Origin of the sequence: Bradyrhizobium sp. cf659 (assembly GCF_900113725.1) — a bacterium.
In the GTDB taxonomy this organism is placed as follows: domain Bacteria; phylum Pseudomonadota; class Alphaproteobacteria; order Rhizobiales; family Xanthobacteraceae; genus Bradyrhizobium.
The window spans coordinates 1-11,670 of sequence record NZ_FOQJ01000020.1 but is presented as its reverse complement, the minus strand read 5'-3'; the positions used below and the strand labels follow the sequence as shown (position 1 = coordinate 11,670).

The following is an 11,670-nucleotide window of genomic DNA, read 5'->3' as shown; positions in this document are numbered from 1 at the left end:
GAGTTCTAGAATGCCCGCTTCTCCGCTCCGCCTCGGCGTCAATGTCGACCATGTCGCGACCCTGCGTAACGCGCGCGGCGGCCGTAATCCCGATCCGGTGCGCGCCGCGCTGCTGGCGATCGAGGCCGGCGCCGACGGCATCACCGCGCATCTGCGCGAGGATCGCCGGCACATCCGCGACGAGGACATGGCGCGGCTGAAGGCCGAGATCTCCATGCCGCTCAATTTCGAGATGGCGGCGACCGACGACATGATGCGCATCTCGCTCGCCACCAGGCCGCATGCGGTGTGCCTCGTGCCGGAGCGCCGGCAGGAGGTGACGACCGAGGGCGGACTGGACGTGGTCGGCCAGCACAATGCGCTCGCGCCCTACATCGCCCGGCTGAACGATGCCGGCATCCGCGTCTCCTTGTTCATCGCCGCCGACCCCGCGCAGATCGAGATGGCGGCGCGGCTGCGTGCGCCTGTCATTGAGATCCACACCGGCGCCTGGTGCGACGCCGTCGTCGACGGCCACACCGAGAAGGCCGGGGCCGAATGGCAGCGGATCGTGGCGGGCGTGAAGCTGGCGAAGGAAGCGGGGCTGGAGGTCCACGCCGGCCACGGGCTCGATTATGCGACGGCGGAGACGATCGCAGCTCTGCCTGACATCATGGAGCTCAACATCGGCTACTACATGATCGGCGAAGCCTTGTTCGTCGGTCTTGCCGAGACGGTGCGCAGCATGCGCGCGTCGATGGACCGCGGACGGAGCCGGGCATGATCATTGGCATCGGCTCCGACCTGATCGACATCACCCGCGTCGGCAAGGTGATCGAGCGCCATGGCGAGCGTTTCCTCGACCGCATCTTCACCGCGGCCGAGCGGGCCAAGGCGGAGCGGCGCGCCAAGAACGAGAAGATGGTGGTGGCGACCTACGCCAAGCGCTTTGCCGCCAAGGAGGCCTGCTCGAAGGCGCTCGGCACCGGGATCAGGCGCGGCGTCTGGTGGCGCGACATGGGGGTGGTCAACCTGCCGGGAGGACGGCCGACCATGCAGCTGACCGGCGGCGCCCTAGTCCGGCTCCAGGCCCTGACGCCTGCCGGCTTCGAGGCACGGATCGACCTGTCGATCACCGATGACTGGCCGCTCGCACAGGCCTTCGTCATCATTTCAGCCGTTCCGCTGGCCAAGTCCTGACCGTTCCAGGCTCATTTTATAATTCTTATTAAAAATCAATATCTTATACAGTTTTGATGCGATCCTTGATTGCGTGGTCTCCGACAACCGTCTAAAAGTCCGCGGACGCAAATCAGGCTGGGCGAATTCGGCTTTACGCCGGAATTGGCCCTCATTATCAGAATCAGGACAATCTCCTTGGGCCGCGAAGCAATGGGCTGTTCGCGGGAGGAGGGCGCTCTGTGACCGCCGGCCGGAATTGAGAGAGCAATGAGCGTGACTTCGGGAACGAAAACTGAAAGCGGCGTCGGCGAAACGATCCGGGTCGTGATCCACGCTCTCCTGATCGCGCTCGTGATCCGCACCTTTCTGTTCCAGCCGTTCAACATTCCGTCCGGCTCGATGAAGGCGACGCTGCTGGTCGGCGACTATCTGTTCGTCTCGAAATATTCCTACGGCTATAGCCACTACTCGATCCCGTTCTCGCCGCCGCTGTTCTCGGGGCGGGTCTGGGGCTCGGACCCGAACCGCGGCGACATCGTCGTGTTCCGCCTGCCCAAGGACGATTCCACCGACTACATCAAGCGCGTGATCGGGCTTCCCGGCGACCGCGTCCAGATGAAGGACGGGCTGCTCTACATCAACGACACCCCGGTCGAGCGGCAGCGCATGAGCGAATATGTCGGCGAGGATCCGTGCGGCTCCGAAGGCGGCGGTATCTCCCGGGTGAAGCGCTGGAAGGAAACGCTGCCGAACGGCGTGTCCTATGAGACGCTAGATTGCGCCGACAACGGCTACATGGACACCACCAACGTCTACACGGTGCCAGCGGGCCATTTCTTCATGATGGGCGACAATCGCGACAATTCCACCGACAGCCGCTTCCTCGGCCAGGTCGGCTATGTGCCGCAGGAGAATTTGATCGGCCGCGCCCAAATGATCTTCTTCTCCATCGCCGAAGGCGAGCATGCCTGGATGTTCTGGCGCTGGCCGTGGGCGGTGCGCTGGAATCGCTTCTTCAAAATCGTCCGATGAAAGACGAAGCCAAGGACATCACGACCCAGCCGACCGAAGCGCAAGCCGCTCCTGACGGCGAAGCTGTGACCAAGACGCCTGCCAAGAAGAAGCGGGCGCGGAGCAGCAAGGCCAAGGGCACGGATGCGAACGCGGCGCTCGAGGCGCGCATCGGCCACAGCTTCGCCGACCCGAACCTGCTGATGCAGGGGATCACGCATGTCTCGGCGCTGAAGTCCGGGCGCAAGCGCGGCGACAGCTATCAGCGGCTGGAATTCCTCGGCGACCACGTGCTCGGGCTGGTCGTTTCCGACATGCTCTACCACGCCTTCCCGAACGCCGACGAAGGCGAGCTGTCCAAGCGGCTCGCCGAACTGGTGCGCAAGGAGAGCTGCGCGGACGTCGCCAAATCGCTCGGGCTGCTCGACGACATCAAGCTCGGTTCGGTCGGCCCCAGCGCCGACGCCCGCCTGCGCAAGAGCGTGCTCGGCGACATCTGCGAGGCCGTAATCGGCGCCATCTTCCTCGACGGCGGCCATGCGGCGGCGGCCGAATTCGTCAAGCGCAACTGGACCGAGCGCATGCACAAGCCGCGGCGTCCCTTGCGCGATCCCAAGACCGTGCTCCAGGAATGGGCGCAGGGGAAGGGACTGCCGACGCCGGTCTATCGCGAGGTCGAGCGCACCGGCCCGCATCACGATCCGCAGTTCCGCGTCGCGGTGGACCTGCCGGGACTGGCGCCGGCCGAGGGCATCGGCGGCAGCAAGCGCGCGGCAGAGAAGGTGGCGGCCTCGGTGATGATCGAACGTGAAGGCGTTGGCGGCGGCAATGACGGTTGAAGCAAGCGGCGAGGCGCCCGCCGCGACGCGCTGCGGCTTCGTTGCGCTCATTGGCGCACCGAATGTCGGCAAGTCCACGCTGGTCAACGCGCTGGTCGGTGCCAAGGTCACGATCGTCTCGCGCAAGGTGCAGACCACGCGCGCGCTGATCCGCGGCATCGTCATCGAGAACAACGCGCAGATCATCCTGGTCGACACGCCCGGCATCTTCTCGCCCAAGCGCAGGCTGGACCGGGCCATGGTCTCGACCGCCTGGAGCGGGGCGCATGACGCCGATCTCGTCTGCGTGCTGCTGGATGCCAAGACCGGCATCGACGAGGAGGCCGAGGCGATCCTCGCCAAGGCAGCCAGCGTCAATCACGAGAAGATCCTGGTCATCAACAAGGTCGACCTGGTCCAGCGCGAGAAGCTGCTGGCGCTGGCGCAGGCCGCCAACGAGCGCATGCCGTTCGCCAAAACCTTCATGATCGCGGCGATCTCCGGCGACGGCGTCGACGACATCCGCTCTACGCTGGCCGAGATGGTGCCGCCGGGACCGTTCCTCTATCCCGAGGACCAGATGTCGGACGCGCCGATGCGGCACCTGGCGGCCGAGATCACGCGCGAAAAGATCTATCGCAAGCTGCACCAGGAATTGCCCTACCAGTCCACGGTCGAGACCGACAAGTGGGAGGAGCGCAAGGACAAGTCGGTGCGGATCGAGCAGACGATCTTCGTCGAGCGCGAAAGCCAGCGCAAGATCGTGCTCGGCAAGGGCGGCGCCACCATCAAGTCGATCGGCGCGGACTCGCGCAAGGAGCTCAGTGAGATCCTCGGCGTGCCGGTGCACCTGTTCCTGTTCGTCAAGGTGCGCGAGAACTGGGGCGACGATCCCGATCGCTATCGCGAGATGGGCCTGGAATTTCCCAAAGAATAAGCAAGAACAGATCGGTATCCGATGAGCGTGCCCACGAACGTCCGGCGCTTCGAAGCGCTGCTCTATGCGTCGTTGATGCTGGATGCGCTGTCAGTGGCGGTGCAGGACCGTACGCCCAATGCCGAGATGACCGAGCAGATGATCATGACGGCGACGCTGCTCGCCGGCGGCATGATCCTGCTGCTGGTCTATTTCGTCTGGCTGGCTGCGCGTTGGCGCAAGAACTGGCCGCGCTGGGTGCTGGCCGCGGCCCTGGTGCTGTCGGTGATCTCGCTCGGCCAGATCATCGGCGAGAAGGGCATGGAGCTCGACAGCGCCATCGAGATCGTCTCCTGCGTGCTGACGACGATGGGCCTGTATTTCTCCTTCAGCGGCGACGCGCAGGGCTGGTTCAACGCGTGAGTTCTGGTGTCCCGGACAAGGTGCGGCGCGTGAGCGCTGCGCCGCAGAGCCGGGACCCAGTCGGTGCGGAGCGATGGGCCCCGGCTCGGCAACGCGTCGCTTGTGCGCCGCGTTTTGTCCGGGGCACGAGTGAGTGCGATCGGCGCTGAAATCCTGTAAGCTTCATCCCATGGAATGGACCGACGAAGGCATCGTGCTGGGGGTGCGGCGGCATGGCGAGAGCAGCGCCATCGTCGAGCTGCTGACGCGCGAACACGGCCGCCATCTCGGCCTCGTCCGCGGCGGCGCCGGCTCGCGGATGCGGCCCTTGCTGCAACCGGGCAACAGCGTCTGCGCGGTGTGGCGGGCGCGGCTCGACGAGCATCTCGGCACCTACGCGGTCGAGGGCCTGAAGCTGCGTGCGGCCACGCTGCTGGCCTCGTCCCACGGCGTCTACGGCATCACCCATCTCGCCTCGATTGCGCGGCTTCTTCCCGAGCGCGATCCGCACGAGGAGATCTTTGCGCGGCTCGAACATTCGCTCGACGATTTCGACGACATCGGCAGCGCCGCCGTCCACGTGATCCATTTCGAGCTGGCGATGCTCGCCGAGCTCGGCTTCGGGCTCGCGCTGGACAATTGCGCGGTGACCGGGGAGACCACGGACCTGATCTACGTTTCGCCGAAATCCGGTGGTGCGGTGTCGCGGGGCGCGGGCGAGCCATGGCGCGACCGGCTGTTGCGCCTGCCGCCGTTCCTGCGCCAGGGCGAAACCGCGAGCGAGCTCACCGACCAGGATCTCCAGGACGGCTTTCGGTTGACCGGATTGTTCCTGCTGCGCCACGTGCTGGAGCCGCGCGGGCAAGTCCATTCCGACGCGCGGGCCGGCTTCATCAACGCCTTGATGCGGCAGCAGGCGAGGGCGGCGATCCCGGCGCCATGACGTCAGCGCGGCTCTGTATTGCCTGATCAGGCGAAATATCCCGGAACCAAACCGGGTTTCCCGGATTGGCCCGTGGGGTTCCAACCCGGGGATAACCTGATGCTGATCAAGGGACTTATTGTGTCGGCAGCGCTGATTGCGCTGGCGCCGGACGCCCTCGCAGGCGAACAAACAGGACTGGTCCGCCGTGCCTCCTGCACGGTCGTCAGGTTCTATGTGGCCAAATATTCGGCAGCAGCCGCAGAGGCATGGGCCCGGTCCAAGGGCGCGACGGAAGCGGAGATCGAGGCTGCCCGGCGCTGCTTGACCAACGCGCCGACCACGACTCAGGCCCAAAATCCCCATACGACCCAGACTGTGACCGCAGGCTGGGCGGGGCAGTAAGCCGCCCGCGGAACCAATCCATCCTTGCCCGATTCGCTTCCACGGTTTAACCGGGCGGCATGGGAAAACGATTGATTCCGCCGGAACCGGCCGAAATCCATGAGGTGCCGCTGCGTGAGGCGCTGGAAGAGCGCTATCTCGCCTATGCGCTCTCCACCATCATGCATCGTGCGCTGCCGGACGCACGCGACGGCCTGAAGCCGGTGCACCGGCGCATCCTCTACGGCATGCGCCTGCTCAGGCTCGACCCCGGCACGGCTTTCAAGAAATCCGCCAAGATCGTCGGCGACGTGATGGGCTCGTTCCATCCGCACGGCGACCAGGCGATCTACGACGCCATGGTGCGCCTCGCGCAGGATTTCTCCTCGCGCTACCCGCTGGTCGACGGCCAGGGCAATTTCGGCAATATCGACGGCGATAACCCCGCCGCCTACCGCTACACCGAAGCGCGCATGACCGACGTCGCGCGGCTTCTGCTCGAGGGCATCGACGAGGACGGCGTCGAATTCCGCCCCAATTACGACGGCCAGTCGAAGGAGCCGGTCGTTCTGCCCGGCGGCTTCCCGAACCTGCTCGCCAACGGCGCGCAGGGCATCGCGGTCGGCATGGCGACCTCGATCCCGCCGCACAACGCCGCCGAGCTGTGCGACGCCGCGCTGCATCTGATCGAGAAGCCCGACGCGAAGTCCAAGGCGCTGCTGAAGTGGGTCAAGGGCCCGGACTTTCCGACCGGCGGCATCTGCGTCGATTCCAAGCAGGCCATCGCTGAAGCCTACACCACCGGCCGCGGCTCGTTCCGCGTTCGCGCCAGGTGGGAGCAGGAAGAGGGCGCGCGCGGCACCTGGGTCGTCGTCGTCACCGAGATCCCCTTCCTGGTGCAGAAGTCGCGCCTGATCGAGAAGATCGCCGAGCTCCAGGACCAGAAGAAGCTGCCGCTGGTCGGCGACGTCAGGGACGAATCGGCCGAAGACGTCCGCATCGTGATCGAGCCGAAGTCGAAGAACGTCGATCCGGCGCTGATGATGGAATCGCTGTTCCGGCTGACCGAGCTCGAGAACAAGATTCCGCTGAACCTCAACGTGCTGATCAAGGGCCGCATCCCCAAGGTCGTGGGGCTCGCGGAGTGCCTGCGTGAATGGCTCGACCATCTGCGCGACGTCCTGATCCGGCGCAGCAACTACCGCAAGGCGCAGATCGAGCATCGGCTGGAAGTTCTCGGCGGCTTCCTGATCGCCTATCTGAACATCGACAAGGTGATCAAGATCATCCGCACCGAGGATGAGCCGAAGCCGGCGCTGATGAAGGCGTTCAAGCTCACCGAGGTGCAGGCCGAAGCCATCCTCAACATGCGGCTCCGCTCGTTGCGCAAGCTCGAGGAAATGGAGATCCGCACCGAGGACAAGAACCTGCGCAACGAGCTCAAGGGCATCAATGCGGTGCTCGCCTCGGAAGCCGAGCAGTGGAAGAAGGTCGGCGAGCAGGTCGGCAAGGTCCGCGACATGTTCGGGCCGAAGACGCCGCTCGGCAAGCGCCGCACCACCTTTGCCGATGCGCCCGAGCACGATCTCGCCGCGATCGAGGAGGCCTTCGTCGAGCGCGAGCCGGTGACGGTCGTCGTCTCCGACAAGGGCTGGATCCGCACCATGAAGGGGCATGTCGAGGATCTCTCGGGCCTTGCCTTCAAGCAGGACGACAAGCTCGGCTTCGCGTTCTTCGCGGAGACGACGTCGAAGCTGCTGCTGTTCGCCACCAACGGCAAGTTCTACTCGCTCGATGTCGCGAAACTTCCGGGCGGGCGCGGTCACGGCGAGCCGATCCGCCTGTTCATCGACCTCGAGCAGGAGGCGGCGCCCGTCGCGCTGTTCGTCAACAAGGGTGGACGCAAATTCCTGGTCGCGAGCCACGAGGGCCAGGGCTTTGTCGTCAACGAGGACGACTGCGTCGGCACCACCAAGAAGGGCAAGCAGGTCCTCAACGTCGACATGCCGAACGAGGCACGCACGGTCACCGAGGTGGTCGGCAACACCGTCGCGGTCATCGGCGAGAACCGCAAGATGCTGGTGTTCCCGCTCGACCAGGTGCCGGAGATGGCCCGCGGCCGCGGCGTCCGCTTGCAGAAGTACAAGGACGGTGGTCTCTCCGACGTCGTCGTGTTCGACGCCAAGGCAGGCCTGACCTGGAAGGACTCCGCGGGCCGCGAATTCTCCGCGACCATGAAGGAGCTCGCCGAGTGGCAGGGCACCCGCGCCGACGCCGGCCGCCTGCCGCCGAAGGGATTCCCGAAGTCGAACAAGTTCAGCCGGGGGATCGAGTAGGGCGGGCTACTTCTACAGCACTGGTGTCATGCCCCGCGAAGGCGGGGCATCCAGTACGCCGCAGCTTCTCCGTATCCCTCCGCCGTCTCTGGAATACTGGATCGCCCGGTCAAGCCGGGCGATGACACTGACGGTGTGGCGCGCAAACGCTTGGCTGATAGTCATGAGCGCATAAGTGTCTCCGTTGATCGGGCACGAACATTGCTTTTTCTTCGGCTGCAAACGAACTCTCAAGAAGCAGCAAAAGGCACCAATGTTCAAACCAAAGTCTTTCATTCCGGCGCTGTTTGCCCTCGCGCTGGTTGCGGCGCCGGCGCATGCGGCGGGCAATCTCGTTGCGGTGCTCGAGGCGGAGATCGTCACGCTCGATCCGCATTTTTCCACGGCCTATATTTCGCGCACGTTCGGCTACATGGTGTTCGACACGCTGTTCGCGAAGGATTCCAAGGGCGACGTCAAGCCGCAGATGGTGCAGGACTGGAAGGTCTCGCCCGACGGCCTGACCTACAGCTTCACGCTGCGCGACGGCTTGAAGTGGCATGACGGCCAGCCGGTCACGGCGGCCGATTGCGTGGCGTCACTGCGCCGCTGGGGCACCCGCAGCGCGCTCGGCCGCCGCATCTTCGCCATCACGGCCTCGCTCGAGCCGACGGACGCCAAGACGTTCGTGTTGACGCTGAAGGAGCCGTCCGGCCTCGTCATCGACGCGCTCGGCAATCCCGTCAGCCCGGTCGCCTTCATGATGCCCGAGCGCATTGCCAAGACGCCCGGCGACCAGCGCATCACCGAGATCGTCGGCTCCGGCCCGTTCATCTACAGCAAGGCCGATCACCGCACCGGCGACCGCATGATCCTGAAGAAATTCGCCGACTATGTGCCGCGGTCCGAGCCCGCCGACTTCCTCGCCGGCGGCAAGCGCGTCAATGTCGACACGCTCGAGATCCGCGTCATTCCGGACGGTGCGACCGCGGCGTCCGCGCTCCAGGCCGGCGAGGTCGACTTCATGCAATACGCGCCGTTCGATCTGCTGCCGACGCTCGAGAAGAACTCCCGCGTGAAACTGGTCAATTTCACCGGCGGCAACATGTTCGCCGGCGCCTATCGCCTCAACGCTGCTTCGAAACCGTTCGACGATCCCGCGATCCGGCGCGTGCTGTGGAAGCTGGTCGACCAGCGCGAAGTGCTGGATGCGCTCGGTCTCGATGCCAAATACGCCACGCCCTGCGCGACCTTCTTCACATGCGGCACCACCTATGACAGCAAGGCCGGCACGGAAGCCGCCGCAAAGCCGTCGATCGAAGCGGCGAAGGCCGCGCTGAAGGCGACGAAATATGCCGGCGAGCCCGTTGTCGTCATGGAGGCCAACGACCTCGAAGCCCCGCGCGTCTCGGCACAGGTGCTGGCCGAGCGGCTGAAGCAGGCCGGTTTCAACGTCGATCTCCAGGTGATGGATTGGGCGAGCGTGCTGGCGCGCCGCGCCAAGAAGGAGGGCTGGAGCGTCTATGGCGTTCACGCCGGCGGCTTCGATCTCGGCTCGCCGCTGACCAACGTCATGGTCGCCTTCAATTGCGCCGACTTCACCGGCTGGCAATGCGATGCGCGCATCACACCACTCATGGAAGCCTTCGCCAAGGCGCCCGCCGAGGAGGATCGCAAGAAGATCGCGGCCGAGATCCAGACGGTGATGTACGATCAGGCGCCCGGGATTCCGTGGGGCCAGTTCGCCCAGCCGGCGCTTTCTCGCGCGGCGCTTCGCAATCTGATACCGTCCGCCATCCCGGTGTTCTGGAACGTTGAGAAGTAACACGATGTACGATGTCATTGTTGTCGGCGGAGGCTCCGCCGGCGCCGCTGTTGCGGCACGGCTCTCCGAGGATCCCGCACGTCGCGTCCTGTTGCTCGAAGCGGGCCTCGACTGGCGCGCCGACGAGGCGCCCTGGGAGGTGATGACGCCGAATCCCATCCCGATCATCCACAAGCGCGAGTATCAGGAGAAATGGCAGTGGCCTGATCTCCTGACGCGCCGCGTGGCCGGGCAGGAGCCGCGCTTCTACTGGCGCGGCAAGGGGCTGGGCGGCTCGTCGATGATGAACGGCCAGATCGCCATCCGCGGCGTTGCGGATGCGTTCGACGAATGGGCGGCCAATGGCTGCACCGGCTGGTCGGCGAAGGAGGTGATGCCGCTGTTCTCGGTGATCGAGGACGACATGGAATTCGGCGACGCCGAGGGACATGGACGCGGCGGACCGCTGCCGGTCTATCGCGCGCCACCCGAGAAGTGGGGACCGATCGATCGCGGCTTGCGCGATGCCGCGCTGGCAAGCGGCTATCCCTGGTGCGCAGATGTCAACGGCCCTGATGGCGAGGGCGTCGCCTGCTATCCCATCAACAGCCGCGACAGCCGCCGCATCACGACCAATGAAGGCTACCTCGAGCCCGCGCGCGGCCGCGCCAATCTGGAAATTCGCGGGCATGCGCTGGTCGATCGCGTGCTGATCAGCGACGGCCGTGCGACCGGCGTCCGCGTCCACATCGAGGGGCAGGGCACGAGCGATATCGGTGCGCGCCAGATCGTGCTGTGCGCTGGCGCGATCCACAGCCCGGCGATCCTGCTGCGCTCGGGCATTGGCCCGGCCGACGAGTTGAAGGCGATGGGGATTGCGGTCGAGCGCGATTTGCCGGTCGGCCGCCACTTCTTCGACCATCCGCTGTTTCGCGCCACGATCCAGCTCCACGAAAATCTGCGTCCCGCCGACCCGGACACCCGCCATACCAATTGCTGCGTGACCTATTCGTCCGGCCTCGCCAATGGCGGCAAGCGCGACATGATCCTGATTGCCTTCAACCACCGCGGCATCGGTGTGCCCGGCGCGATCGGCGCCGGACTGTTCAACGCGTATTCGCGGGGCACGCTCAAATTGGCCTCGACCGATCCCGCGATCGATCCTGTTGTCGAGGAGAACATGCTGGCCGATCCCCGCGACATGCTGCGCATGATGGATGCGGTGAAGCGACTGGCCGTGATCACGTCCCAGCCGGCGCTATCAGGCATTGCCGACTGGATCAGGCTGACCGACACCGATCTGACGCTTCCGCAAGCCGCGGCGCTGCCGGATCACGAGCTCGATGCGCTGCTGCGCCGTGAGACCGGAGACATCCAGCACGCCGCCGGCAGTTGTCGCATGAGCGGCGTCAACGATGCCGACGGTGTCGTCAACCCCGACGGCACGGTGAAGGGCATCGCGGGCTTGCGCGTCGCCGACGCCTCGATCATGCCCTCGGATTGCCGGGCCAACACCCACTTCACGACGGTGGTGATCGGGGAAGCGATTGCGCGGATGATGATGCGATAGTTTCTACTGCGTCAAATTCCACTTATCCCGTCATCCTGAGAGCCTGACCGAAAAAGGTGAGCGGCTTTAGCTGGCCTGTGATTCCTTCGGATTTGCAAAGATTCGAGGGAGGACACCATGCCGTGGACCAAAGCCGCTCGTATCAAGTATCAGCGCAGTGGACTGCGTTACACAAGTGATCTGACCGATGCAGAGTGGGCGTTGATCTCCCGGAAGATGCCGCCGCGACGGCGATTGGGCCGGCCGCGGGAGGTTAATCTGCGCGAGATCGTGCAGGCGATCTTCTATATTCTGTCGAGCGGCTGCCAGTGGCGAGCCTTGCCGAAGGAGTTCCCGCCATACTCGACGGTTCAGGGCTATTTTTACG

Annotated in this window: 12 protein-coding genes; all 12 read left to right on the top strand. The window is 65.1% G+C overall.

Features of this window, described 5'->3' with window-relative positions; all coding sequences use genetic code 11:
• Positions 1-10: 10 nt before the first annotated feature.
• Entirely contained in the window at positions 11-763 is a 753-nt protein-coding gene (locus BM118_RS39045) for a pyridoxine 5'-phosphate synthase (protein WP_092193216.1), read from the top strand.
• Positions 760-1,179 carry a holo-ACP synthase gene (gene acpS, locus BM118_RS39040; protein ID WP_092193214.1) on the top strand — a complete coding sequence of 140 codons (420 nt, stop codon included), beginning with the start codon at positions 760-762 and terminating at the stop codon, positions 1,177-1,179. Before BM118_RS39045 ends, acpS begins: the two co-directional genes overlap by 4 nt.
• A gap of 249 nt (positions 1,180-1,428) precedes the next feature.
• Positions 1,429-2,193 (top strand): signal peptidase I, encoded by a 765-nt coding sequence (gene lepB, locus BM118_RS39035; protein ID WP_092193212.1) that lies wholly within the window; start codon positions 1,429-1,431, stop codon positions 2,191-2,193.
• Positions 2,190-3,011: a ribonuclease III gene (gene rnc, locus BM118_RS39030; protein WP_011087822.1), complete on the top strand. Its 822-nt coding sequence runs from the start codon at positions 2,190-2,192 to the stop codon at positions 3,009-3,011. Before lepB ends, rnc begins: the two co-directional genes overlap by 4 nt.
• Complete coding sequence (gene era / locus BM118_RS39025; protein WP_092193311.1) at positions 3,001-3,927, top strand: GTPase Era; 927 nt, start codon at positions 3,001-3,003, stop codon at positions 3,925-3,927. Before rnc ends, era begins: the two co-directional genes overlap by 11 nt.
• 21 nt (positions 3,928-3,948) lie before the next feature.
• The gene (locus tag BM118_RS39020) at positions 3,949-4,329 is read left to right on the top strand and encodes a hypothetical protein (RefSeq protein WP_027547161.1); all 381 of its coding nucleotides are present in this window, start codon (positions 3,949-3,951) and stop codon (positions 4,327-4,329) included.
• A gap of 169 nt (positions 4,330-4,498) precedes the next feature.
• Positions 4,499-5,251 (top strand): DNA repair protein RecO, encoded by a 753-nt coding sequence (recO, locus tag BM118_RS39015; RefSeq protein ID WP_092193210.1) that lies wholly within the window; start codon positions 4,499-4,501, stop codon positions 5,249-5,251.
• A 99-nt stretch (positions 5,252-5,350) separates the two neighbouring features.
• A complete protein-coding gene (locus tag BM118_RS39010) occupies positions 5,351-5,635 on the top strand; it encodes a hypothetical protein (RefSeq protein WP_092193208.1) in 285 nt (94 codons plus the stop codon).
• A 59-nt stretch (positions 5,636-5,694) separates the two neighbouring features.
• Positions 5,695-7,950 carry a DNA topoisomerase IV subunit A gene (parC, locus tag BM118_RS39005; RefSeq protein ID WP_092193206.1) on the top strand — a complete coding sequence of 752 codons (2,256 nt, stop codon included), beginning with the start codon at positions 5,695-5,697 and terminating at the stop codon, positions 7,948-7,950.
• A gap of 253 nt (positions 7,951-8,203) precedes the next feature.
• Positions 8,204-9,754 (top strand): ABC transporter substrate-binding protein, encoded by a 1,551-nt coding sequence (locus BM118_RS39000; protein WP_092193204.1) that lies wholly within the window; start codon positions 8,204-8,206, stop codon positions 9,752-9,754.
• Between the two features lie 4 nt (positions 9,755-9,758).
• Positions 9,759-11,303, top strand: coding sequence for a GMC family oxidoreductase (locus tag BM118_RS38995; protein WP_092193202.1), 1,545 nt, complete (start codon positions 9,759-9,761; stop codon positions 11,301-11,303).
• Between the two features lie 117 nt (positions 11,304-11,420).
• Positions 11,421-11,670, top strand: a 250-nt coding sequence (locus tag BM118_RS38990; RefSeq protein ID WP_143099596.1) for a transposase, incomplete at its 3' end; no start/stop codon positions are given.